22 protein-coding genes are annotated in these 23,283 nt (G+C 45.5%); 11 read left to right on the top strand and 11 right to left on the bottom strand.

Annotation, left to right across the window (positions count from 1 at the left end; all coding sequences use genetic code 11):
* Nucleotides 1-58: 58 nt before the first annotated feature.
* The 3 genes from ACEYCN_RS02240 to ACEYCN_RS02230 are packed head-to-tail and all read left to right on the top strand — an operon-like array spanning nucleotide 59 to nucleotide 2,164.
* Nucleotides 59-532 carry a DUF2975 domain-containing protein gene (locus ACEYCN_RS02240; protein WP_373712677.1) on the top strand — a complete coding sequence of 158 codons (474 nt, stop codon included), beginning with the start codon at nucleotides 59-61 and terminating at the stop codon, nucleotides 530-532.
* A 10-nt stretch (nucleotides 533-542) separates the two neighbouring features.
* Nucleotides 543-761, top strand: coding sequence for a helix-turn-helix domain-containing protein (locus ACEYCN_RS02235; protein WP_373712676.1), 219 nt, complete (start codon nucleotides 543-545; stop codon nucleotides 759-761).
* A gap of 2 nt (nucleotides 762-763) precedes the next feature.
* Complete coding sequence (locus ACEYCN_RS02230; RefSeq protein WP_373712675.1) at nucleotides 764-2,164, top strand: DUF4153 domain-containing protein; 1,401 nt, start codon at nucleotides 764-766, stop codon at nucleotides 2,162-2,164.
* A 31-nt stretch (nucleotides 2,165-2,195) separates the two neighbouring features.
* Here the strand turns inward: ACEYCN_RS02230 and yhbY are convergent, their stop codons facing one another.
* From yhbY to ACEYCN_RS02195, 7 genes are all read right to left on the bottom strand, one after another.
* Nucleotides 2,196-2,504, bottom strand: a complete 309-nt coding sequence (yhbY, locus tag ACEYCN_RS02225; protein ID WP_373712674.1) for a ribosome assembly RNA-binding protein YhbY — start codon at nucleotides 2,502-2,504, stop codon at nucleotides 2,196-2,198.
* A 193-nt stretch (nucleotides 2,505-2,697) separates the two neighbouring features.
* Nucleotides 2,698-3,804, bottom strand: coding sequence for a ribosome biogenesis GTPase YqeH (yqeH, locus tag ACEYCN_RS02220; protein ID WP_373712673.1), 1,107 nt, complete (start codon nucleotides 3,802-3,804; stop codon nucleotides 2,698-2,700).
* Nucleotides 3,804-4,331 (bottom strand): YqeG family HAD IIIA-type phosphatase, encoded by a 528-nt coding sequence (locus ACEYCN_RS02215; RefSeq protein WP_373712672.1) that lies wholly within the window; start codon nucleotides 4,329-4,331, stop codon nucleotides 3,804-3,806. The genes yqeH and ACEYCN_RS02215 overlap by 1 nt, the downstream gene beginning before the upstream one ends.
* Before the next feature lie 179 nt (nucleotides 4,332-4,510).
* Nucleotides 4,511-5,428, bottom strand: coding sequence for a DMT family transporter (locus tag ACEYCN_RS02210; RefSeq protein WP_373712671.1), 918 nt, complete (start codon nucleotides 5,426-5,428; stop codon nucleotides 4,511-4,513).
* A 117-nt stretch (nucleotides 5,429-5,545) separates the two neighbouring features.
* Nucleotides 5,546-6,067: a hypothetical protein gene (locus ACEYCN_RS02205; RefSeq protein WP_373712670.1), complete on the bottom strand. Its 522-nt coding sequence runs from the start codon at nucleotides 6,065-6,067 to the stop codon at nucleotides 5,546-5,548.
* Between the two features lie 88 nt (nucleotides 6,068-6,155).
* Nucleotides 6,156-7,625 (bottom strand): UDP-glucose--hexose-1-phosphate uridylyltransferase, encoded by a 1,470-nt coding sequence (galT, locus tag ACEYCN_RS02200; RefSeq protein WP_373712669.1) that lies wholly within the window; start codon nucleotides 7,623-7,625, stop codon nucleotides 6,156-6,158.
* 15 nt (nucleotides 7,626-7,640) lie between these two features.
* Nucleotides 7,641-8,813, bottom strand: coding sequence for a galactokinase (locus ACEYCN_RS02195; protein WP_373712668.1), 1,173 nt, complete (start codon nucleotides 8,811-8,813; stop codon nucleotides 7,641-7,643).
* Between the two features lie 128 nt (nucleotides 8,814-8,941).
* On the opposite strand from ACEYCN_RS02195, the gene ACEYCN_RS02190 reads away from it, so the two are divergent.
* On the top strand, nucleotides 8,942-9,943 hold the full coding sequence (locus tag ACEYCN_RS02190; protein ID WP_373712667.1) for a LacI family DNA-binding transcriptional regulator: 1,002 nt from the start codon (nucleotides 8,942-8,944) through the stop codon (nucleotides 9,941-9,943).
* A 44-nt stretch (nucleotides 9,944-9,987) separates the two neighbouring features.
* Here ACEYCN_RS02190 and ACEYCN_RS02185 read toward each other — a convergent pair whose 3' ends face one another.
* The gene (locus tag ACEYCN_RS02185) at nucleotides 9,988-10,665 is read right to left on the bottom strand and encodes a phosphoribosylaminoimidazolesuccinocarboxamide synthase (protein WP_373712666.1); all 678 of its coding nucleotides are present in this window, start codon (nucleotides 10,663-10,665) and stop codon (nucleotides 9,988-9,990) included.
* Between the two features lie 239 nt (nucleotides 10,666-10,904).
* On the opposite strand from ACEYCN_RS02185, the gene ACEYCN_RS02180 reads away from it, so the two are divergent.
* The 7 genes from ACEYCN_RS02180 to ACEYCN_RS02150 are packed head-to-tail and all read left to right on the top strand — an operon-like array spanning nucleotide 10,905 to nucleotide 19,738.
* On the top strand, nucleotides 10,905-11,477 hold the full coding sequence (locus ACEYCN_RS02180; RefSeq protein ID WP_373712665.1) for a CDP-archaeol synthase: 573 nt from the start codon (nucleotides 10,905-10,907) through the stop codon (nucleotides 11,475-11,477).
* A 3-nt stretch (nucleotides 11,478-11,480) separates the two neighbouring features.
* Nucleotides 11,481-13,871, top strand: a complete 2,391-nt coding sequence (locus tag ACEYCN_RS02175; RefSeq protein WP_373712664.1) for a PEP/pyruvate-binding domain-containing protein — start codon at nucleotides 11,481-11,483, stop codon at nucleotides 13,869-13,871.
* On the top strand, nucleotides 13,868-14,482 hold the full coding sequence (locus tag ACEYCN_RS02170) for a phosphatidylcholine/phosphatidylserine synthase (RefSeq protein WP_373712663.1): 615 nt from the start codon (nucleotides 13,868-13,870) through the stop codon (nucleotides 14,480-14,482). Before ACEYCN_RS02175 ends, ACEYCN_RS02170 begins: the two co-directional genes overlap by 4 nt.
* Nucleotides 14,476-15,336 carry a phosphatidylserine decarboxylase gene (locus ACEYCN_RS02165; RefSeq protein ID WP_373712662.1) on the top strand — a complete coding sequence of 287 codons (861 nt, stop codon included), beginning with the start codon at nucleotides 14,476-14,478 and terminating at the stop codon, nucleotides 15,334-15,336. Before ACEYCN_RS02170 ends, ACEYCN_RS02165 begins: the two co-directional genes overlap by 7 nt.
* Nucleotides 15,329-16,231, top strand: coding sequence for a prenyltransferase (locus ACEYCN_RS02160; protein ID WP_373712661.1), 903 nt, complete (start codon nucleotides 15,329-15,331; stop codon nucleotides 16,229-16,231). The genes ACEYCN_RS02165 and ACEYCN_RS02160 overlap by 8 nt, the downstream gene beginning before the upstream one ends.
* Nucleotides 16,228-18,684 carry a phosphoenolpyruvate synthase gene (locus ACEYCN_RS02155; RefSeq protein WP_373712660.1) on the top strand — a complete coding sequence of 819 codons (2,457 nt, stop codon included), beginning with the start codon at nucleotides 16,228-16,230 and terminating at the stop codon, nucleotides 18,682-18,684. The genes ACEYCN_RS02160 and ACEYCN_RS02155 overlap by 4 nt, the downstream gene beginning before the upstream one ends.
* A complete protein-coding gene (locus ACEYCN_RS02150; RefSeq protein WP_373712659.1) occupies nucleotides 18,671-19,738 on the top strand; it encodes a hypothetical protein in 1,068 nt (355 codons plus the stop codon). The genes ACEYCN_RS02155 and ACEYCN_RS02150 overlap by 14 nt, the downstream gene beginning before the upstream one ends.
* Nucleotides 19,739-20,023: 285 nt before the next feature.
* Here ACEYCN_RS02150 and gatB read toward each other — a convergent pair whose 3' ends face one another.
* The 3 genes from gatB to gatC are packed head-to-tail and all read right to left on the bottom strand — an operon-like array spanning nucleotide 20,024 to nucleotide 23,231.
* Entirely contained in the window at nucleotides 20,024-21,463 is a 1,440-nt protein-coding gene (gatB, locus tag ACEYCN_RS02145; RefSeq protein WP_373712658.1) for an Asp-tRNA(Asn)/Glu-tRNA(Gln) amidotransferase subunit GatB, read from the bottom strand.
* Entirely contained in the window at nucleotides 21,463-22,929 is a 1,467-nt protein-coding gene (gene gatA, locus ACEYCN_RS02140; protein WP_373712657.1) for an Asp-tRNA(Asn)/Glu-tRNA(Gln) amidotransferase subunit GatA, read from the bottom strand. Before gatA ends, gatB begins: the two co-directional genes overlap by 1 nt.
* Nucleotides 22,929-23,231, bottom strand: coding sequence for an Asp-tRNA(Asn)/Glu-tRNA(Gln) amidotransferase subunit GatC (gene gatC / locus ACEYCN_RS02135; protein ID WP_373712656.1), 303 nt, complete (start codon nucleotides 23,229-23,231; stop codon nucleotides 22,929-22,931). The genes gatA and gatC overlap by 1 nt, the downstream gene beginning before the upstream one ends.
* Nucleotides 23,232-23,283 lie beyond the last annotated feature (52 nt).

Raw genomic sequence — 23,283 nt, 5'->3', positions numbered from 1 at the left:
GATAAATTTTCTGTTATTCTTATGGCAACTATCATCTACCAAACTTCTGGAGGAATCTATGACAAAGAAACATTTTACTGCTGAAGATGTCAGCATCAAACTAACCAAAATCAGTCTGATCATCCTATTTTTAGCTTCGATTGGCCTCTTGTGCACTGGAAGCTGGGTGGTGCGATTGGTGATGGAATTTCCCTCTCCCCTCTTTCAGGGAGAAACTCGTTTCTGGTTCTTGCTTGGTTTTGGCTACATTCTTGGATTCTTAGCCCTGGCCTGTATTATCCATCTCTATCAGCTCTTGACCTACATTGGTGAAAATCAGGTCTTTATTGAGCAAAATGTTCAATACTTGCGCTTTCTAGGCTGGGAAGTTGGAGCGGTTGCCCTCATTTCACTTCTTATGGGTTTAACTGCCTACCTCCCCATGCTGATGATTGCGGTGTCTTGCAGTCTCTTGACCTTGATTATTCGCGTTGTCCGAAACGCCTTTGGAAAGGCTGTTGAATTGCAAGAGCAAGTTGATTACACCATTTAAGGAGGAGCTTATGATTCAGATAAATTTAGACCTTGTCATGGCTCAAAAAAAGATCAGTGCTGGTCACCTGGCAGAACTGATTGACTTGACTCCCGCCAACCTCTCCATTTTAAAAAATAACAAGGCCAAGGCCATTCGCTTCTCCACGCTCAATGCCCTTTGCCGTGAATTAGGATGTCAACCCGGCGACATCCTCGAATATATCCCCGATGAAAGCGAGGACAACTAGTGATGGAAATCATGACACAGGAACATCTCACTTCAACAGTAGAAGAAGACATTCCTATTTTGAAAGAAAGTATCTTTTCATCTTTGGATGATGGGGTCTTAAAATCGTTTCAATGGGGAGCGCTCTTCCTTTATCTTTTATCCTATTTTTATGCCAGCTCACTGCTAGAATTTCAGACTGTCTACCTGTTTCCTATGGCCATAGGGCTGATTCTCTTCGTCGAATATTTGGCCAATAAATTAGCCCATCCCTTTTTTCAGATGAAGGGGCCGGGCGGAAATCTGATCGAAACAAGACTCTTTCTCACCATGACCCTCTTACAAAGTCTAGCACTGAGTATTTGGGGCTTTCATCCTCAGATGGAATTTTTTCAATTTGTCGTCCTTCATGCCAGCTTTGTCTTCTATGTTCTAGCCCGCACAGGCAGGCTAACTCAAGGCCGCTTAGGTATCATGGTTTGGTTCGACAGCATTCAAGCCTTTCTTATCCTGCCCTTTCAGAATTTCCTGACAGGAGTTCTGGTTTTTCTGCAAAAAAGTTCTTCTACCGCCCATAAAACCAGTGATAAGAAGATTCCCTCAAACATCAAACATCTTGGAACCATCTCTCTGTCCATATTGGTCGCAGGAATGTTGGTATTCTTTGTCTGGACCCAACTGAGTCAGGTTTCAGAGAATTTCTTCTCGCTGACGAGCGGTATTGGAACTCAGATTCAGCTCTTCTTCAGTCAGATTTTTTCCAGCATCCAAGACCCTCTTCTTCTGCCCAAAACCTTGTTCGCTCTCCCAGTCAGTCTGTATCTCTATGGCCTCATTTCAGGCAGTTTGTTAGGAAAAAAAGACAAGTTTCTGACCTACAAAAAATTTCAGAAATCCATACGCCCCCTTCAGGTCTCACCAACCTATACAGCCTATATCGTTCTGGGCAGCCTGTGTGCCATCTACGCCCTCTTCTTCCTGACCGGACTATCCGAACTCAATCAGCTTCTGGGTTCAGGCAACATCGCTGCTTATGCTGCCTCTAGTGTTGCTGTTGCAGGGTTTTGGCAGTTAGTGCGGGTTTCTCTGCTCAACTTTGCGGTTCTCGCAGCCTTTTACCTCATCGCCAAAAAGCCACTTTGGGACCAAAAAGGCACCCGCCTGATGACCACTCTCCTCTTTATCTTTGCCAGCCTTCTCGCTCTTCTAGCTGGCTGGAAACTCTTTGGTATCTATATTTTTCTTTATGGACCAACGCCGCTGCGCTTGCTGTCAGCTTGGTTTGTTTTGGTCTTACTCATCTGGTGCATGCTGACCCTGATTCGTCTCTACAAACCTATCCAAGCCATTCGAATCGGGCTTCTCTATGCCCTAATCAGCTTCACCTTCCTTTGCTACCTCTACCCCTTATTGCTGAATAGATAAGAAGAACGGCCCTGATTTCAGGACCGTTCTTTTATATCTCCCTCACCTTTGCAGAGAGCTTGCGGTTTTCTTTTTTGCTGGAAACCTTGTAGAGAATGAGGATGCGGCCGATTTTTTGAACCGTATCGACCCCGATTTCTTCCTCCAGGATTTCTGCGACTTCGTGGATATTCTCATCCGTGTTTTGCAGAAGGGTCACCTTGATGAGCTCACGCGCATCCAGAGCTTGACGAACAGAGGTTTTGATTTGGTCATTGAGACCATTTTTCCCAATCTGAATAATAGGCTTCAGTGAATGGGCCTGACTATTGAGAAAAGCCCGTTGTTTTGATGTTAGCATAGTTAATGATACCGAGGGCGTCAAGGACAGGGTGGAAACAGGAAAGCAACAGAGAATTCTGCTGGTCTGTCTAGTTCACACCGTCCCAAGCCCCTGTTCAAATCAGGATTTTCCTGACCTGAACTTCCTTTCTTGCGTATATAAAAATTATTTGTAGAAAATCTTGTCTAGCGAAAGAGTAATAATGTCCGTCTTAAATAATGGCCTTGCGGATGACCACATCCACTCCCTTGGGTGCCCAGGCAGCGATTTTGGCCTTTTCATTGACACGAATCCATCCCAGGCCAGAGAAGACAATATCGGTCTTTTCCTTGATGGAAAATTCATGGCGGACCAGTTTTGGAAAATCAGCCAGCTCCTGACTGGTTGGCGGCACCAAGAGCGTGCCTGCGTGTTTCTGGTAAAAGTCATCGGCTCCAGCCAACTTGGTGCGGTGCAGGTCCAAGGTATTTTCAAAAAAGGCTGTAAATCCTTGGCGCTCACCTGAAATGAAATCAAAGCGGCCAAGACCCGCTAAAAAGAGGGTTTGTTCAGGATTGAGCTGGTAGGTTTTGGGCTTGATTTCCTTCTTAGGACTGATATACTTGAGGTTTTTAGCCGTCAGGTAGTGAGCCATCTGGTGGCGGTGGATGATTCCTGGTGTGTCAAAGAGATAGGAACCGTCATCCAGCGGAATCTCAATCTTATCTAAGGTCGTACCAGGAAAGCGCGAGGTCGTAATGATGTCCTTATCTCCCGTGATTTCCTGGATAATGGCATTGATGAGGGTGGACTTGCCTACATTGGTCACGCCGACCACATAGACATCACGGCCCTTGCGATGGCTTTCGATTTTCTCCATCAGCTCCTTGATGGCCTGCTTATTTTGGGCAGAAGTCAGGACCACATCGACAGGCCGCAGCCCCACTTCATGGGCCCTTTCTGTCAGCCATTGAGTCACCTTGCCGTCCTTGACGGATTTGGGTAAAATATCCTTCTTATTGCCCACCAAAAGGACATCATTGCCAGAAACAAAGCGGGAAAGGCCTGGAATGACAGAGCCATTGAAGTCAAAAATATCGATGACATTGACCACCAGAGCATCACTCTCCCCCACTTCGTGGAGGAGCTTGATGAAGTCATCATCTGAGATATTGACATCTGAAATTTCATTATAGTGGCGCAGTCTAAAGCAGCGCTGACAATAAATCTGGCCTGTCTCTAATCCTTTTTCAAGGGCAGATGAGGGCGTGAAGCCTGCCTGTTCTTTATCTGTCGTCTGGATGGCTGCCCCACAGCCGATACAAAACAATTCTTCCATTAGATTTCCTTTTTGTAGTCAATAGGCCCGTATTTGGCCTCAATTTTTTTCAGCATCCGGCGTTCCCGCCAGCGGTTAAACTGGGTTTCCCAGGCGTCGGACTGAACCATGGGCTTGACCAGGACAGAGCGAATGCCTGTCCGGTGGGCTGCCCGAATGTCGGTCATGAGCTGGTCTCCAATCATGATGACCTCATTTTTTTGGATCCCAAAGCGTTTCAAGGCCCGTTTAATTCCCAGAGTAAATGGCTTCATAGAGCGGGATTCGTAGTCGATTCCGAACTTTTCCACCGCCCGCTTAACCCGGTCATGGCTGTTATTGGACACAACCACGACTCGGATACCTGCATCCCGCAAGTCATGCAGCCACTGGCGCATCTCAGGTGTGCCATCAGGGTTGTTCCAGGCAATCAGGGTATTATCCAAATCCACAAAGACAGCCTTGATCTTCTCTTTTTGCAAAGAAGCAAGGGTCACATCATAAGCTCTTTCCACCGCAAAATCCGGCATATACTGTTCAATGGCCACGTTTTTCTCCAAAATCTGTAATCAGTTTATTCTAACACAAAAGCCCACAAAATACTATTTCCACCGCTGACAAAGAAAACACCCACTTCAGGATGAAGCAGGTGCTCTCAGGAGATAATATGAAAAAGAATAAATAAATTATAGCCAGGTACCCTTAAAGAAAGCTTAAGGAAAAAATATTATTTCTCCCCCAAGTGGGCCTTCTGGCTGGCCAGCAAATCCCGCAGGGAGATGAGAAGAACGGCTGCGATAATCAGGACCATGCCGATAAAGTCGGTCAGGTAAAATTGGGTCCCCATAACCAGGACGGTCAGGAGAACACTGGCAACGGGTTCAACAGAGGCCAAAAGACTGCCCTTGACGGCACCGACGATGCTGACACCATGCAAAAAGACTGTGTAGGCAAAGATGGTTCCAATGCCCACGATGCCAAAGAGGGCTAGCAAGTTTTCGCCTGTCATATCAAAAGAGTAGGTCCAGGCCTGACTAACGAGGGGAAAAAGGATGCCACCCAGGAGCATACTAAGACTGATGACATGGAGGCTGCCATAGGTTCGGATAAGCTGAACTGGCAGCAAGAGATAGGCTGCATAGGTAAATGCCGAAAGAATGCCCCAAAAGAGACCCGCAGGGGTGATGGCCAGCTCACTTGGATTGCCATGGGTCGCCATGATGAAAACCCCACCGATGGCCAGGACAATGGCCACCACCTCCGTCAGGCTTGGCCAAATCCGATTGCGCAGGCAGGTATAGAGCAAAACCAAGACAGGCGTCGCATACTGAAGAACGGTCGCTGTCCCCGCATTGGTATGATGTATGGCGCTCAAATAGGCATATTGATTGAGTACCAGACCAAAGAGGGTAAAGAGGATGATTCCCAAAATATTTTTCTTGGAGGACAGTAAGACAGCCAGAGTTTTCTTATCCCGATAATAGGCCAAAATCGTCAGAAATATACCCGCAATCAGCAAGCGTATACTGGTTAAAAGATTGACATGGACTCCATTGGCCATTAAATATTCCCCTGATATGCCTGAGATCCCCCAGGAAAAGCCTGCTATCAAGGTTAATATGGTTCCTTTTTTTGTCTGATTCATTTTTCTCTCTTCAACTCTTTTCTACTCCTATCAGTATACCAAAAAAGGATCTATTGTGACCAAATTCTTGGATTTTCTCCACCAAAAAACCGCCACAAGGGCGGATAAAATTTGAGCTTATTGATTCAACAAATCTTGAGCCTGTTTATAAATGCTCTCCATCGTTGATTTTAGCATGTCTCTGGAACTTTTCAGGGTTGAAATGAGGGTATCACGTGATTCCGCTGGAATTGGGGTATCATCAGTGGCACCTACAGCAGCAAATTGATCTTCAAGGGCTTTGTATTGTTGCTCAATGGTTGTGACCATCTGATCTCTTTGTGGTGCAATGGTATTTTGAGCCACCTTAGGCAACTGAGCAATGAGACTGTCGAAGTCCTTCACATAAGTGTCCATCAAGGATTTGAACAAGCGTTTATAGTCTCCTGCTGTTTGAATTCCCTCAATTTCTGCATCTGTGAGGTAAGTGACACCTGAAGCCTTAATTTCTTGTACTTCTGTTGTTTCGGTTACCTCAACAGTTGTTTGAGTGGTTTTCTCCTTGCTCTCAGAAGTCTTAGTTTCCTTATTCCCTGTAGAACAAGCCACAAGGGTAAGGACGGACAATAGGGTAAGACCAGATAACATTACTTTTTTCATATTTTCCTCCTCATAATTTTACTTCTTCTATTATACCACAAACTGGCTAATTTTGTTAAATTAACCAGTTTTTCCTTGTCTTCTGATCCTATCCCAAACTATCCACGAAGCGCATAAAGGCTGTTTGCCCCTGTGGAGTCCGTTTGTAGACACCGGCATCTTCCAGCACTCGGCTAAAGACTTGACCGACAGCTTCTTGGACCACTTGGGTCACATTTTCAGGCGAGACTTCCTTGTCAGCTTTTAGCTGGTCAGCCCATTCCTGATGATAGTCGGCCACTCGGTCCACTTTCCCGAGCAGAAAATCTTCGACAACCTTCAGCTCGTCCTTGAGCCGTGGCGGCAAAATAGCCAGACCCATGACTTCTATGAGGCCAATATTTTCCTTCTTGATGTGCTGAACATCAGGGTGGGGATGGTAGATGCCATCTGGAAATTCCTCCGAAGTCTGATTGTCACGCAGAACCAAATCCAGCTCAAAGAGACCTTCTTTTTTGCGGGCAATAGGTGTGATGGTATGGTGAGCTTGGCCATTTGAGGAAGCCAAAATCCCCACTTCTGGGTCTGAATAGCCCTGCCATTTCTCCAAAATCGTGTCAGCTAAATCGACCAAACGCTCTTTTTCTGGGCCAGCAATCCGAATGACTGACATGGGCCACTTGACGATGCCAGCCTGCACATCCTCAAAGCCTGCGATGGTAAAGACCTGCTCCAGCGGAGCTTTTTCCATGGCAAAGGTATGGCGACCGCCCTGGTAATGTTCATGGGTCAAGATGGAGCCGCCCACGATGGGCAAATCAGCATTGGAGCCGGCAAAGTAACCAGGAAAGAGGTCCACGATGCTGAGGAGACGCTCAAAGGTCAGGCGGCTGATTTTCATGGGTTCATGCTGGCCATAAAAGAAGATACAGTGCTCGTTGAAATAGGCATAGGGCGAATACTGAAAGCCCCAGATTTGTCCTTCCATCTCATAGCGAATAACCCGATGATTGGCCCGTGCTGGGTGGTTGATGCGGCCCTGGTATCCTTCATTTTCCATGCAGAGTTGGCAGAGTGGATAACCAGAAGACTTGACCAACTTAGCAGCCGCGATGGCCTTGGGGTCCTTTTCTGGCTTGGACAGATTGATAGTGATTTCCAAATCGCCATACTCAGTCGGACTTTGGTAGTAGACATTTTTGGCGATAGCCTTGTTTTTGACATAGTCATTGGCCTGACTGAGCTGGTAAAAGTCCGCAATAGCCTGCTCGGGATCTCTTGCATAGGTCTGCCAAAAGCGAGCATTGACCTGGCTAGGGGCTGGCGTGATGAAGTCCATGAGCTGGGCACCTATGATGTCCTGCTCCTCGAGGAGTTCTCCACAGAGGCCATTTCTCACAGCCAGAGCGACCAATTCATCCTTCAGATCAATGAGGTTTGTGGCGGTTGTTTCAGCCTCCACCCCTTCTTCTCCAACCAGAGCCATGACCCGATTGGAGAGGTAGGTGCGGTCCAATTCCTGGTAGAAACTAGAGGCGATGACTTGGCTGACAAAGCGTTCAAGTAAGGTTTCTGTCATGTGAATTTTCCAATCTTATTTGCGGGAAAGGACGCGGCTGCCGCCAGCAATTTCTGCAAGGTAGAAACTTGGTGGATAGCCGATTTTTTCAGTATAGATCCGGCCGACAGTCTCAGTAAAGGCCTCCACCTTGTCCTTGGCTACGATAGCAATGCCGCAGCCACCAAAACCTGCCCCCGTCATGCGGGCACCGAGAACTCCTTCTTGTTCCCAGGCAGTATGGGCTAGGGTATCCAGCTCGAGTCCTGTCACTTCATAATCATGTTCCAAGGAGACATGAGAGGCATTGACCAGTCGGCCAAAACGCTCCAAATCCCCTGCCACCAAGGCAGCCTTGGCTTTCAAGGTCCGCTGATTTTCAGAAACAGCATGGCGGGCCCGTTTGAGACGATTGGCATCCTTGATTAGGTAGGCATACTCATCAAAGGTCGCTTCATCCAATTGGCCCAAGGTCTCGATGTTCAAAGCAGCCTGCAATTCTTCCACCGCTTTTTCACATTCCGCCCGGCGCTCATTGTACTTGGAATCCGCCAATTCCCTACGCTTGTTGGTGTTCATGATGACAATCACATGATCCCCCAAATCAAGGGGCACTAATTCGTATTCTAAAGTATTGGTATCCAGATAGATGGCCCTTTGATCTGCCCCCATACCGATGGCAAATTGGTCCATGATACCAGAATTGACTCCGATAAATTCATTTTCCGTTTTCTTGCCGATTTTCACCAAATCCAGACGATCCAACTTCAAGGCAAAAAGTTCTTCTGCGATGATACCAATCAAGAGTTCCAGAGAAGCAGATGATGACAGGCCTGAACCATTTGGGATATTGCCAAAGACATAGACATCCATCCCCGCATCGATGACATGGCCCGCTTCCTGCAAGAATTTGAGAACTCCCTTTGGATAATTGGTCCAACTGTCCTCTTTCTTGAAAACTAGGTCTGCCAAGTCCACTTCAATGACACCCAAATCCTCAAAGTTGCCTGAATAGAAACGAAGTTTCTGGTCATCTCGCTTGCGGGCAGCCCCATAAGTTCCCAGTGTAATGGCCGCTGGAAAAACATGGCCACCATTATAATCTGTATGCTCCCCAATCAGGTTGATACGGCCTGGTGAAAAGAAGGTGGCATCTGGTTCTTGACCAAAAATGGCTGAAAAGGCTTGAATCAATTCTGCTGTATTCATCTCAAAAGCTCCTTTGTAAGCGTTTTTCTTTTATTCTAATCAAATTTTACCCCTTTGTCAATATTTTTACTAAACTTTTACTAAATATTGTGTTATAATAAAGGAACAACTGATGGAGGAGGTGCCTCATGGCCACCATAAAAGATATTGCCCAGCTCGTGTCCCTATCCCAGGCCACGGTTTCCAGGGTCCTCAAGGGAGATAAAAGTTTATCTGTCAGCCCAGAAACCAGGCAGGCTATTTTTGAGGCCGCCCAACAGCTGGATTACACCAAACACCTGAAAAAAATCCAGTCAACCAACAGCCACTCAACCCTGGCTATCGTCCAGTGGTACAGTGAGAAGGAGGAACTGGATGACCTCTACTACTATTCCATTCGAATCAGTGTCGAACAGCGCGCCATGGAGTTGGGTTATAGCCTGGTTCGCTCCTTCAATGACCTGGACCACCCTCTCTTGGATGAGGTGGATGCTATCATTGCTATTGGCAAATTCAGCCAGGCCCAGATTCAAAAATTAGCTGCCATTCAGCCCAACCTGGTCTTCGTAGACAGCGATACCCTCAATGACGGTTTTTCCTGTGTAACGACCGACTTCAATCGCTCGGTTATCCGGGTCATTGATCATTTCCTTAGAGCAGGCATTTCCGACATCGGCCTCATTGCCGGCGAGGAGGAGACAGCTGATCATGAGACAGCCCTCATTGACCCTCGTTTTCGGACCTTTAAGCAGTACATGACCGATCTCAAGCTTTACCAAGCCAAGTCTGTCTACATTGGGTCCTTTACCAGCCAATCAGGCTATGAACTGATGAAGGCTGCCATTACTGAGCTGGGCGACCAGCTGCCCCAGGCCTTCTTTGTGGCCAGCGATGCCATGGCCATCGGGGCCCTACGGGCCCTTCAAGAAGCTCAGATTCCGGTACCTGGCCGAGTTCAACTCATCTCCTTTAACGGGGCCGCCATCACCAAGCAAGTCTATCCGAGCCTGTCCAGCATCAGCGTTTTTACAGAAGAAATGGGGATTCAGGCTGTCGACCTCATGGACCAGATGAGACAAAATACCCGCCCCTTCCATCCTCGAATGATTAAATTAGGGACGGAGTTGACCATCCGGGAGTCTAGCTTGTAAACACAAAAAAAGTTGCGCAATCCTAATGACTGCGCGACTTTTGTTTATCCCAATAAAATCTTTTCCAATTCCAATGGCAGGATGTATTCATCCCCCTTGTAGGCCCGCATATTGCCGCCAGAAATCTCGTCGATTAAAGCAACCTTTCCATCAATGAGCCCAAATTCAAACTTGATATCGTAGAGGTCCAGCCCCTTCTTGGCCAACTCGTCCTTGACCACATCACCGATTTTCTTGGCCAAGTCAGCCAGCTCTTCATAGCTTTCTTCAGACATGATGCCCAAAAGAGCCAGAGCATCCTTGGTGATTAGAGGATCTCCCTTGACATCATCCTTGAGGGTCACTTCCACATAGGTTGGAATGGCTGTACCAGATTCGATATAATCCCCATAGCGACGGATGAAAGAACCGACTGCCCGGTAACGAACAATGACTTCTGCCCCCTTGCCAAAGACCGTCGCCTTTTTGACAACCGCCTCATTCCTGTCCAAATCAGCAGACACAAAGTGAGTGTTGAGACCAAGCGCATTCAACTTTTCATAGAAGAATTGAGTCATGGCCAGGGCAGCCCGACCTGCGCCCTCAATTTGAAGACCAACCTGGTTCTCACCCGGATCAAAAACTCCGTCTTTACCTGTCACATCATCCTTAAACTTGAGCAGGACAGTTTTGTCATCCAATTCATAGACATCCTTGGTTTTTCCAGTATAGATTTTTTGCATATGAGCTCCTTTATTTTCGGAATGTTTTTCCTTATTTCAGTTCTATTATATATTTTTTTGAATCAGACTTTTACTATTTTTATAAAAAACAGATTGTTTTTACGTTTTTTACGAACGTTTTTGGATGTTTTGGGTTTGTTGACCAGTTTATTATGAATCTTTCAGAGTTTTCGATGGTCAAAATAAAATCTGGTGATGGAGATACATTGTGGTATAATATATTAGAATTAGGAGTTTTCATGTTCACAATTGTAAAAATGTATGTGACCTTGATGCCACTGATTTTGGCTGGCATTACGAATATGGTCTTTTGTAAATCAACAGTACTGAGCTGGTGCAATCATCCCATTGATGGGGGCAAGATTTTAGCTGATGGCCGCCCCCTCTTTGGTGCCAATAAAACTTGGAAGGGTTTCCTAGGAATGATTGTTTTTACCAGTTTTTTCCAGTTTATTTGGTTTAACCTACTTGCTATCCCTACTCTTCACTTTTATCCAAAAGACTATACTATTTGGGCACATGCTGGTATCGGGGCTCTGTTAGGTTTGACCTATGTTACCTGTGAGTTGCCCAATAGTTTTTTAAAAAGACGACTAGCTATCGCACCCGGTAAGGAGGCTCAACATTCTTGGGCTTGGTGCTTTATCTGGATAGATCAGATTGATTCGCTGCTGGGCTGTGTTGCTGTGCTTTCTTTCTTTACACCCATGACCTTGCCTCTTTATATTTCTTATATCCTTTTAGGCGGGCTAACTCACCTCATCATCAATCGTTGCCTTTATGTATTCAAATTAAGAAAGAATCGATATTAAAAAATGAAATTTGTTGCTTTAGAAAAAGCCCAGCCGCATCCCAATTATGGCGGCAAAATCAACGGCTTAATAAACCTTATAGCCTCCGGTTTTGCAGTACCCAAAGGCTTTATCCTCACAAGTCAAGATATCCAGGAACTGGTTTTTCATAAAAATCCTGACTATCTTACAGCTCTTTCCAAGAAAATCGATCCAAATAAGACCTATATAGTTCGCTCTAGCGCCTATTTAGAGGACGGAACCGATGCCTCCTTTGCTGGCCAATACCAATCTGTGGGTAATTGCCGGGGAAGTGAGGCCATCATACAGGCCATCCATACCTGTTTGCAGGCTACAGAAAATTCCACATTAGAGGCCTATCTCTCTGATAGGAAACTAGCTAATGATAACCTGCCCTTTGCCCTTCTGGTGCAGGAACAGGTGGCTGCGGATTTTAGTGGAGTTAGCTTTACCTGTCATCCTTCTCAATCAGATGATCAACTTTGGTTTCTAGAATATGTAGAGGGCCTGGGCGAGCAGTTGGTCAGTGGTCACAAAGTTCCCTATTCATGTTGCTGGAACTGGTTTGAAGAGATTGCAATAGTAGAGAATCAGTTATTATCCAAACAGCAGTTCGAAAAAATTCGCGCTCTCACCTTAGCCATCAGCCAACAGGCTGGTCATCCTATGGATATCGAATTTTGCCTATCGGATCAAAAAATCTATTTCCTACAGGCCAGACCTATGACACGACTTAGCATGATGGCTAAAGATGGTCGTTGGACTACAGCCAACTACCGTGATGGAGGAGTGGCTGCCCAGGCCTGCCCTCATCTGATGTGGAGTCTTTACCGCTACAGTTGGCAAAGTAGCCTGGAGGCATTTCTTCTCCAACATCATTTGGTCAAAAAAGACGAACTAGCCCCTCTCATCAAGCTTTGCTATGCTCGTCCCTACTGGAATTTGGGGATGGTCAAAAAAGCCATGGAACAGATTCCTGGTTATATCGAACAAGAATTTGATGATGAACTTGGTGTTGAAAAAAATTACCAAGGGACAGGTTTCAAAAGTCGCTGGACTCCAAGTTCTGTCAGTCATCTATTACAGGTCGCGTTGTCTCTAAATAAAACGACCAGACAGTGGCAGCGAGATAACAAAGTCAACATGGAGAAGCTGCTAGTTCGATACCATGAGTTGGACAAGCAATTATCAGAAAATCTGTCACCAAAACAAATCGAAAGTATCTGGCTCGAACTCATTACCAAAGATTATCTACAAGCAGAGAAAAGTTATTTCTGGCAGGTTTTTATCAACACTGTTCAGCTCTCTCTAAAAAAGAACCAATTGCTTAAATGGCTAAATATAGAGGAATTTTTAGCCCTTATTGCAGACCTTGGAAATGTTTCTCACCTCAAACCCATGAAGGCATTGCGACAGATTGTTACAATTATCCAGTCAGACCCTGCTTTATTAGCCGAGTGGGTCTCTTCTTCCCCTGAGATTCTTCTGGGACAACTCTCCCAAGCGAGAGAGGATATGAGGGAAATCAGAGCATTTTTAGCCCGATATGGGTACCATTCCGCGCGAGAATTAAATTTACTGGAATCCAGTTTTTCAGAAAATCCCCTCTTTATCATCCAACAATTGCAGCAGATGTTAACACAGTCCTCCCAATCATCTGCTTCCCAAAAGAATTTGACCGTTGAACTCCAAACCAGACTTGGAAATAGAAAATGGAAAAAGGTACAAAAGGAGATTGCCTTTCTGCGAAACTTGCTCTGGTGGCGGGAGGAATGGAAGGATATTTCTACGCGCTACTATCATCTGATTCGTCAGTGGACTTTAAAACTAGCTGATGCCTATCTGGAAGTTGGATGGTTAGAAGAGCGAGAAGACCTCTTCTACTGTCAATGGGAAGAAATAAAAGAATGTATCGAGGAAAAAATAACCCCACAAGAGCTTGAAGAAAAAAACCGAAACAATCGGATTTATTGCCACATTTATCAAGGAACCAACATACCTGGGGACCTGTTTGATAAAGGAGCTGTTCCAGTTGCTAACAAGGGAGAGACGTCAGACTGCCTCTATGGACTTAATGCTAGCAGTGGCTGGGTGCAGGGACCTGTTCGAGTCCTTGAACAGGTGGCAGATTTGCAGGATATTCAAGCCGGAGAGATCCTTGTTACCAGATATACAGATACTGGCTGGACCCCTGTCTTTAGCAAAATCGCAGGTCTCGTCACCGAAACAGGTGGAATTCTCTGTCATGCTTCCATCGTTGCCAGGGAATACGGTATCCCTGCCCTGGTATGCGTAAAAGGAGCAAGGAAACAATTAAAAACTGGCATGATAGTGACACTCAACACCCACGAACAGTGTTTAACCATTGAGAAAAAGGAGAATGAAAACACATGATTATTGGCGAATACAAGGTATCTAATTTGATAACTTATCTAGGTCTTTTCCTATCTCTAACAAGCATAGGATGGATCTTGCACGGTCAGCTAGACCTAGCTATGATGGCCTTTATTTTAAGCGGCATTTGTGACTTATTTGATGGCCGCTTTGCCAATTCCTTCCAGCGGACTGAGGCAGAAAAAGCTTTCGGTCTCGAACTGGACTCGCTCTGTGATGTCATCAATTTTGCAGCCCTTCCGGCTGTTCTCATCATAAAGACCATTCACTTCCAATGGCTGTCTTGGCCTCTGACTCTTATTTTTTGCTTTTCTGCTATCACGCGCCTAGCTTATTTTAACCGCAATGCCAAATCAGAAGACGGACGAGACCCCTATTTTACAGGAGTTCCAGTGACATACAGCGCCCTTGCTTTTCCTGTCTTCTATGTCCTCTGTCAGCTGTTGAATCCTACAGTCTTTTCCATAGGATTGCCACTTTTAGCTATACTTATGGCATTCCTCTTTGTTTGGAATATAAGGATTCCTAAACCAAATAAAGCTGCCTATATGGGCTTTGTTTTGGCTGCCATCCTGACCATTTCCATCCTAGTGAGTTTTCTATTATGGTAAAAATCTATCATCGAAAGACCCAACAAGTTATCGAACAAGCTGGTTATCAGGACGGACTTTTGCAAAAGCTCTATTACAGTTCCTGGGGTAAATTCTTTCTTCCATGGATAACTTTCCCTCTGTTTTCTAGTTTAATTACTATCTGGGATTACAGTCCTTTTTCCAAGAAAAAAATATCTGACTTCGTTCAGAACTACCAAATTGATCTGAATCAGTTTGAAAGGAAAGAATATAACAATTTCGCTCAATTTTTCACCCGAAAATTCAAGGAAAATAGGCGTACCCTGTTTGAAATGAATCAGGTCCTAGCTGTGGCTGATGCCAAGTTACAGATTTTCTCTATCAACCAAGAGCGCACAGTAACCATCAAGGGACAGGACTATACCTTGGCCGATTTACTCCAAGATGCCAACTTAGCTAAAGAATTCGAAGGCGGAACTCTTTGCCTCTATCGCCTGGGTATCGAAGACTATCATCGCTACATCGCTTGCGAAACCGGTGATATTCTATGCAAGAAAAATATTGCCGGTAAACTGCATACTATCCGTCAGCTAGCTCAGGAGATTTATCCTGTTTTCAAGGAAAACAAGCGTTGCCTGACACTCATTAACAGTCAACATGGCAAGGTTGTTCAGATGGAAATTGGTGCCCTTCTCGTTGGTCGCATTTATAATCATCCTCTTGCCAGTTTGGTCAAGGGGCAAGAAAAAGGTTTTTTTGGTCTGGGAGGCTCCAGTATTATTGTCCTTTATCCCAAGGACAGCATTGAGTTGGACCAAGATATTTGGCACTATAGCCAGCAAGATATAGAAATACAAGTTTCATTAGGAGAAAGGATTGGAACCTATGTTTAAACGATTAGCAATTTATTTCAGGGAAATGTACCCCCTACTGCCACGCTTTGGTCTAGCTACCATCATGTTTTTTGAAATATACTTTGTCCTCCTTTTAAATACAGGCGTCAAAACTTTTCAGATTGGCTTTCAAGAATTTATCGGAGTCTTTACTATCTTTATCTTCCTCATGATTTTGCGTATTGCGGACGACTTCAAGGACTATGAAACCGATCGCCGCCTCTTCCCTGAGCGCGCTCTACCATCGGGGCGTGTTTGCAAGAAGGATTTGGCGGTAGCCCTTTCAGTCATCGTCTCCATCTCTGTCCTTCTCAATCTTTTCTTTATGAACAACCAGGGCTGGTTCCTTTTCCTTTATATTTATGGAACACTGATGTCCTTTTGGTTTTTCAAAAAGGATAAGATTCAAAATTCCCTACCTTTGGCCTTAGTCACACACAATCCGGTCATGATGATTCTAAACATCTATACCATCACCTTTGTCTGCTACAAGTACGGACTGCCTCTTCTCTCTCTGCCAACTATTCTTTTAGCCTTTACGATGTACTTCCCTAGCTTAATTTGGGAAATCAGCCGAAAGATTCGCGCGCCGAAAGATGAGACCGAATATGTGACCTACTCCAAACTATTTGGCTACCAACAGGCTACCCGATTTGTACAAGTAATTACACTCTTGGATATCGTTACGAACATCATCCTACTGTGGAAAATTTCTCTATTAGGTGTCCTTGTCCTCGTTGCCAATGTCATTTGGATGACCATCCGCTTCCAGCAGTACATCCAAAACCCTAACCACTTTAATATCAAGGAGCAGGTGGAGCGCTATACCTACATCACCGAAATCACCATGGTGATTTCGCTCGCCCTCTATCTCCTCATAGGAATGCTGACATGAAAATACTCACATCCGGTCAGGCTTCTACCGTCGGTGGCAAGGCTTACCATCTCTTAGAACTTAAAAAAGCTGGCTTTTTGGTACCCAACTTCCAGATTCTGAGCTTTGACTGGTTTCAAACCCAAGAAAGTCTGACCTGGTTACGCCAAAAAAATAAACAACTCTCCAACGGAGAGTTCGAGTCTCTCAGTAGGGAATTGTGCGAAATGGCCCAGTTAGCCCTAAGAAAAGAATTGCATTTAGATTTGTTGACCTCCATTCCGGCAGATAAACTTTATGCCGTACGGTCCTCGGCTACTGTAGAAGATGGACAAGTCCATTCCTTCGCCGGCCGCTTCGAGACCTATCTCAATGTCGCCCACGAAGGCTTATTAGAGGCTATTGAGAATTGTCTACTTTCCCTCTATACGCCTTCTGCTCTCCATTATTTTCTGGAAAAAGAAGTTCCCCTTCAGGATGCCAAAATGGTCGTCATTGTTCAAGAGATGGTTGCCAGCAATCTTTCCGGTATTTATTTTACTGCCAGTCCACTAGGAGCAATCAATGAACACCAAATAGTACTTGGCAATGGTCTTGGTGATGCGGTGGTTGAAGACCGAACACCAACGACTTTGATAACTTATAATCCCCAAGCAGAACTGACCTACATTCAGAATAGCCCCAATAGTCCCGTTGTCACAGAACAGCAAATTAAAAAACTAACTGACTGCGCCCAATCCCTCATCCAGACATTCGGCCCTTATCTAGATATTGAGTTTGCCTTCGCACATGAGAAACTTTACATCCTACAGGTCCGCCCCATCACAACCATCAAAACTGACCAGCTCATCATCTTGGACAACAGCAACATTGTCGAGAGTTATCCAGGACTTTCCAGCCCACTGACTATCAGCTTCGTGAAAGAGGCATACAGCAGCATCTTTCGAAGTTTGGCCAAACGTTTGGTTGGTTCGAACAACAACATACTGGTAGCTTACGAACCTGTTTTTCAAGATATGGTGTCACCCATCAACAGCCGCCTCTACTATCAGATTCAAAACTGGTACCAGCTGCTTCATCTACTTCCATTTTCCAAGCAAATCATTCCTATTTGGCAAGATATGCTTGGAGTCACCGACTTGAGCATCCCAGATTCTAAACAAAAACTAAGCCTACTCGACAAAATCGCTGTGGCCTGGCGCATTCTTCGTGCCTTTCATCGCTCTCCCAAGGCCATGAAAGAACTGGAACAAGAATTCCAAACCGTGGAAGCTTTCTTCCATAGCCACTATCGGCCGGAAAATACGATTGAGCAGCAAAGAAAACTCTATCAAACCTTGCATGAGTCTATCTTAGCTAACTGGGACCTGACTCTCATCAACGATCTCTACGCCTTTGTACATGTCGGCCTCTTAAAAAAAATCACTGGTTCTGAAGTCATTCAGTCTGACATTGCCGGTATCGAAGCTATCGAGAGCATGAAGCCTGCCTTAGCCTTGGAAAAAATCCAAGAAACCTTAAATAATCATCCCGAAACGCAGACGGAACTACGAGAACTCTTGCAACTGACGGAGTCTGAATTGACGGACAGGTTAGCCGAGGCCGATAGTTATCTTACACAAAGCTTAGCAAATTTTATCAATCTCTACGGTGACCGAGCACCTGAGGAATTAAAGCTGGAAACAAAAACATTTCGTAGCCATCCCCGCACCTTATTGAACTACTTGCTACAAGAAAATAGACCTCAGTTAAAGCCCGCAACTGACCAAAACCCTTCCAAACAAAGAAGAATTTCCTTCATCGGTCGCTGGCTAAAAAAGCAAGCTATAATAGGTATTTCCTATCGAGAATCTTCCCGTCTTAACCGCACGCGAATCTATGGCATGGTCCGCCAAATTTTTAGAGGAATTGGTCAAGACTTGGTAACTAAAGGCATCATTGACCAAATAGATGACATTTTTTTCCTGACCAAAGAAGAAATTTTCAGCCATCAGGAGACTCAAGAATTTCGCCAGCTAATTGCAAGCAGAAAGATAAAAATGCTAGAAGATCAGGAAATTATCCTGCCTCGTCGACTGATTTTTAACCAAACCATTGTGGAAAAAAGACCTGGACAAACCAACCATCTTCCTCAGGGAAACTTGGACGAATTACGCGGAATCGGCTGTTCCAAAGGTGTGGTCGAAGGAGAGGTTTTGATTGTTGAGTCAATCCAAGACCTGCCCAACCTTCAAAATAAAATCCTCGTCACTAAGATGACTGATCCAGGTTGGATTTACGCTCTCATGCAGGCCAAGGGAGTCATTGCAGAACAAGGCTCCCTCCTCTCCCACACAGCCATTATTTCCAGAGAACTAGGTATCCCCTCCATCGTCAATGTGCCTCATGTAACCAAATTTCTCCAAACTGGAGAAAGAATCGAGATGGATGGAACAACTGGTATCATTAGGAGACTAAACCATGATAGACATTAGACCTGTAAAGGTGGGAAGTAGGGAAGAAAAAGATTTTCTATCTTTGCCCTCTCTTATCTATTCAAAATCCGAAATCATGCAAAACCTAGAAGAGGAAAGGCAACAAATTGCTGGTTGCCATGTCCTTTCTCACCATTACCAATTTCAAGCTTACGTAGCCTACCAGGACAAAAAAATCAAAGCCCGTTGTGCCCTCATTTATTATCCGCACATCACCGAAGCTTACCTGGGTTATTTTGAGGCCTACGATAATCAATCAGTCATTTCTGAACTATTTGAGCAGATGAAACAGCAAGTCAAAAACAAAGGTAAAAATGCCATCATCGGCCCCATAAATGCTAGTTTTTGGCTTGGTTATCGTATGAAGACTTCCGGCTTTCATGACGTCATTTTTTCAGGTGAACCTCACAATCCCTCCTACTATCCAAAACTTTGGCAAGAAGCAGGTTTTGTTGTGACAGATTGCTACCTCTCCAATTTCTATAATCAGGTGGAACAAGGACAGCAACAGAAAAAAATGGAGAAGCGCTACAAAGAATTTTTGAACAATGGTTACCGCATCTTTTCACCTAAAAGAAAAGAATGGGAACACTACGCTCCCCAAGTTTTCCAACTGCTCAGCCAACTCTACCAAGATTTTCCAACCTATCAAGCTATCAATGGTCAAGAATTTTCCCATATTTTTTCCTCCCTCAAAACAGCTCTTGACTTTTCCATGGTCAAGCTAGCCTATTATCAGGAAGAATTGGTCGGATTTCTCATCTCCCTACCCGACTATGGGAATCGGATATATAAAAAGATGTCCTGGCTAGACATCTTGACATTTTTTAAAGAACGTTATCGTGCCAAGCGCTACATCCTCCTTTACCTCGGTGTCAAACCAGGACACTTGGGACTGGGAAGCGCCCTATCCTTCCCCATATACCAAGCCGTTCAAAAAAGAAGATCCCTGACCATTGGTGCCCTTATTCACCAAGGAAAGGTCACACAAGGCTACGCGCCCGAACTTCAAGAAAAACGTCGGAGCTATGTCCTTTACCGATTGGATTTATAAGAAAAACAGCCCTGCAAAAACAGGGCTGTTTTTTTACTTCATATTCGATTAATAAAAAGAAGGAAAGCAAAAAATATCACTTGCCATATCCATAAATCCATCATCTCTTCAATCCTTCACATTGTATTTCCTGAGAGATAGATGGTACCTAACATTGATATTTCGCCAAGGGCATTGCGAATCACCGTTCCTTTTCGAATATACCAATCTTTTAAAAAAGAACTGCTTAAATCATACCGTATAAGCAGTTCTTTTCATGAGTCCGTTAATGATTTTCGTTTCACCCTAATCCAACAACTTAGCCAATTCCTGTGCCAGTAATTGTTGCGCCACTTGTGGGTTGGCCTGGCCCTTGGTTGCCTTCATCAAGAATCCTGTAAAGGCCTTGTCAGCATTGCGTTTGCCAGACTTGAAGTCCGCCACAGCAGCCTCATTGTCGGCAAAGACTTGGTGGATGATCGGAATCAGGACAGCAGGGTCTGAAATCTGCACCAGTCCAGCCTTTTCAACATAGGCTTTGGCAGAGCCACCTTCCTTGGCCAGATGAACAAAGACCTTCTTGGCAATCTTAGATGAGATGGTACCATCCTCGATGATGGCAATCATTTCGACCAGATTTTCTGGGGTCAGGCTGATTTCTTCAATGGAAGTTCCTTCTGCATTTAGGAACTGAGCTACCTCGCCCTGCAGCCAGTTGGACACCTGCTTGGCATCGCCTCCCAGGGCTACGGCCGCCTCGAAGAAATCAGACAGGGCCTTGGTGGCTGTCAACTGGCTAGCATCGTAGGCTGACAGTCCAAGTTCTGATGTATACCGAGCCCGGCGCTCTGCTGGAAAGGCTGGCAATTCTGAGCGCACTTCCTCAATCCAGGCATCATCAATTTCAAAGAGGGGCAGGTCTGGCTCTGGGAAGTAACGGTAATCCGCAGAACCTTCTTTAACCCGCATCAAAATAGTAGACTTGCTCGCTTCATCATAACGGCGGGTTTCCTGACGGATTTGACCACCGCTGCGCAAGATTTTTGCCTGACGCTCTACCTCGTATTCCAAGCCCTTGCGGACATTGGAGAAGGAGTTGAGGTTTTTCAGCTCCGTCTTGGTACCAAAGGCCTCCTGACCATAGGGACGCAGGGAAATATTGGCATCCACCCGCATGGAACCCTCTTCCATCTTGACATCCGAAATCCCGGTATACTGGATAATTTCCTTGAGGGCTGTCAAATAAGCATAAGCCTCCTCTGGCGAGCGCATATCCGCTTCCGATACAATCTCAATCAAGGGCACACCCTGACGGTTGAGGTCGACATAGGAATAACCATCCGTACCATGGGTATTTTTTCCCGCATCCTCTTCCAAATGAGCCCGCTCAATTCGGATTTTCTTGGTGGAACCATCTTCCAAGGTCACATCAATCCAGCCATCATAGCCGATAGGCTCATCAAATTGGGAAATCTGATAGGCCTTGGGATTGTCAGGGTAGAAATAGTTCTTGCGGTCAAAGTGCATCTTTTGGTGAATACTCATATTCAAGGCCAAAGCAGCCTTGATGCCTGCATCCACAACTCCCTTATTGAGAACCGGCAGGACACCTGGGAAGGACCAGTCAATGATATTGGTGCTGGCATTCTGGTCCTGTCCAAAATGGGCAGCCGATGGGGAGAAAATTTTGGAGTTGGTGTTGAGTTCCACATGGACTTCAATCCCGATAATTGTTTCAAAGTTCATTATTTCTCACCTCCAAAAATGACAGGTTGTTGTTTGTGGTAATCTGTCGTCGCTTCAAAAGCTGCTGCAGCCTGATAAATGGTCTCCTCTGAATATTTTGGACCGATTAACTGCAGACCCACTGGCAAACCTTGGGCAAAGCCAGCAGGAATAGAGATCCCTGGCAGACCAGCCAAATTGACTGGAATGGTCAACAGGTCAGCCAAGTACATAGCCACAGGGTCATGACTGAGAGAGTCCAAATCAAAGGCCACACTTGGTGCTGTTGGCCCCAGAATCAAATCATAATCTGCAAAGACCTTTTCAAAATCTTGAATAATCAAGGTCCGCACCTGGCCGGCCTTCTTGAAGTAGGCATCGTAGTAGCCGGATGACAGGCTGAAAGTCCCCAACATAATCCGGCGCTTCACTTCCTCGCCAAAACCTTCACTACGGGTATTGACATAGATGTCATCCAAGTTATTGAAGTTTTCTGTCCGATAACCATAGCGAATCCCATCGAAGCGCTGCAAGTTGGAAGAGGCTTCAGAGGATGCAATGATGTAATAAACTGCTACCCCATACTTGCTGTGAGGCAGGCTGACTTCCTCAACGGTCGCTCCCAACTTTTCAAAGTGTTTGGCTGCATTGATGATGGTTTCCTTGACCTCAGGGTCAATCCCCTCACCCAAATATTCCTTGGGCAGGGCAATCTTGAGTCCCTTGATATCCTGACCGATTTTACTGGTGTAGTCTGCTACTTGATGCGGCGCAGCAGTCGAATCTTTCCGATCCTCACTGGCAATGACATTGAGTAGCTGGGCATTTTCCTTGACCGTTTGGGAAAAAGGTCCAATTTGATCCAGCGAGCTACCAAAGGCAATCAAGCCAAAACGAGACACCGTGCCATAAGTCGGTTTGAGTCCTACGATACCGCTAAAGGCCGCAGGCTGGCGGATAGAACCACCCGTATCCGAACCCAGAGACAGACGGACCTGACCTGAAGCCACCGCCGAAGCCGAACCGCTGGATGAACCACCTGGCACCTTGGTCTGATCCCAAGCATTTTTTGTCGCACCAAAGTAAGACGTTTCACCAGAACCACCCATGGCAAACTCGTCCATGTTGGTCTTACCGATGATCACCATCTCCTGGCCATAGAGGTTTTCCACCGCCGTCGCATTGAAAATCGGCTCATAATTATAGAGCATTTTGGAGGCAGCTGTCGTCAAAATCCCCTTGGTTGAAATATTATCCTTAACTGCCACAGGAATCCCAGCCATCACCTTATCCACATCCACACCCTTTTCATCTAGGGCGCGGGCCTGAGCTAGGGCAGCTTCTTCTGCAATGGTCACAAAGGAGTTCAAGGCTCCCTCGCGCTCCTGGATATCTGCCAGTGTTGCCTTGGTCAGCTCCGTCACAGAAATTTCTTTTTTTACCAGAAGGTCATGCAACTCATCAATGGTCTTATTGTTAAAGGTCATTAGGCATCTCCTCCATCTTCCAAAATCGCTGGAACCTTGATATAGTAGTTCTCAGACTGGGGTACATTTTTAAACAAGTCATCGCGGTCAGTTGCAGCCTCCACCAGATCCGCCCGAACCACCGTTTTGCGATCTGCCATGGTTGTAGTAATGGGAACACCTGCGGTATCCACTTCCTTCAAGAGCTCCACCATGTCTACAATTTTTGACAAGGTCGTCGCAAATTCTGTCGTTTCCGCATCAGAAAAAGACAACTTTGACAAATTGGCCACATGACGCACTTCTTCTTCAGAAATCTTCATTGCATTTCTCCTCTTCACATCAAGATAATCAATACACTATTATACCACAGAT

Source organism: Streptococcus sp., from assembly GCF_041802885.1.
Classification (GTDB): domain Bacteria; phylum Bacillota; class Bacilli; order Lactobacillales; family Streptococcaceae; genus Streptococcus.
Note: the sequence above shows the minus strand (reverse complement) of the source record. Positions and strands in the feature narration are given on the sequence as shown.

Bases quoted from the DNA above. Each gene is read 5' to 3' on its own strand.
- ACEYCN_RS02180 (WP_373712665.1), top strand. From the start codon at position 10,905: ATGTTCACAATTGTAAAAATGTATGTGACCTTGATGCCACTGATTTTG.
- ACEYCN_RS02230 (WP_373712675.1), top strand. From the start codon at position 764: ATGGAAATCATGACACAGGAACATCTCACTTCAACAGTAGAAGAAGAC.
- ACEYCN_RS02190 (WP_373712667.1), top strand. From the start codon at position 8,942: ATGGCCACCATAAAAGATATTGCCCAGCTCGTGTCCCTATCCCAGGCC.
- ACEYCN_RS02175 (WP_373712664.1), top strand. From the start codon at position 11,481: ATGAAATTTGTTGCTTTAGAAAAAGCCCAGCCGCATCCCAATTATGGC.
- ACEYCN_RS02235 (WP_373712676.1), top strand. From the start codon at position 543: ATGATTCAGATAAATTTAGACCTTGTCATGGCTCAAAAAAAGATCAGT.
- ACEYCN_RS02195 (WP_373712668.1), bottom strand. From the start codon at position 8,813: ATGAATACAGCAGAATTGATTCAAGCCTTTTCAGCCATTTTTGGTCAA.
- ACEYCN_RS02155 (WP_373712660.1), top strand. From the start codon at position 16,228: ATGAAAATACTCACATCCGGTCAGGCTTCTACCGTCGGTGGCAAGGCT.
- yhbY (WP_373712674.1), bottom strand. From the start codon at position 2,504: ATGCTAACATCAAAACAACGGGCTTTTCTCAATAGTCAGGCCCATTCA.
- ACEYCN_RS02165 (WP_373712662.1), top strand. From the start codon at position 14,476: ATGGTAAAAATCTATCATCGAAAGACCCAACAAGTTATCGAACAAGCT.
- ACEYCN_RS02170 (WP_373712663.1), top strand. From the start codon at position 13,868: ATGATTATTGGCGAATACAAGGTATCTAATTTGATAACTTATCTAGGT.
- gatC (WP_373712656.1), bottom strand. From the start codon at position 23,231: ATGAAGATTTCTGAAGAAGAAGTGCGTCATGTGGCCAATTTGTCAAAG.
- ACEYCN_RS02185 (WP_373712666.1), bottom strand. From the start codon at position 10,665: ATGCAAAAAATCTATACTGGAAAAACCAAGGATGTCTATGAATTGGAT.
- ACEYCN_RS02205 (WP_373712670.1), bottom strand. From the start codon at position 6,067: ATGAAAAAAGTAATGTTATCTGGTCTTACCCTATTGTCCGTCCTTACC.
- gatA (WP_373712657.1), bottom strand. From the start codon at position 22,929: ATGACCTTTAACAATAAGACCATTGATGAGTTGCATGACCTTCTGGTA.
- galT (WP_373712669.1), bottom strand. From the start codon at position 7,625: ATGACAGAAACCTTACTTGAACGCTTTGTCAGCCAAGTCATCGCCTCT.
- yqeH (WP_373712673.1), bottom strand. From the start codon at position 3,804: ATGGAAGAATTGTTTTGTATCGGCTGTGGGGCAGCCATCCAGACGACA.
- ACEYCN_RS02240 (WP_373712677.1), top strand. From the start codon at position 59: ATGACAAAGAAACATTTTACTGCTGAAGATGTCAGCATCAAACTAACC.
- ACEYCN_RS02150 (WP_373712659.1), top strand. From the start codon at position 18,671: ATGATAGACATTAGACCTGTAAAGGTGGGAAGTAGGGAAGAAAAAGAT.
- ACEYCN_RS02210 (WP_373712671.1), bottom strand. From the start codon at position 5,428: ATGAATCAGACAAAAAAAGGAACCATATTAACCTTGATAGCAGGCTTT.
- ACEYCN_RS02160 (WP_373712661.1), top strand. From the start codon at position 15,329: ATGTTTAAACGATTAGCAATTTATTTCAGGGAAATGTACCCCCTACTG.
- gatB (WP_373712658.1), bottom strand. From the start codon at position 21,463: ATGAACTTTGAAACAATTATCGGGATTGAAGTCCATGTGGAACTCAAC.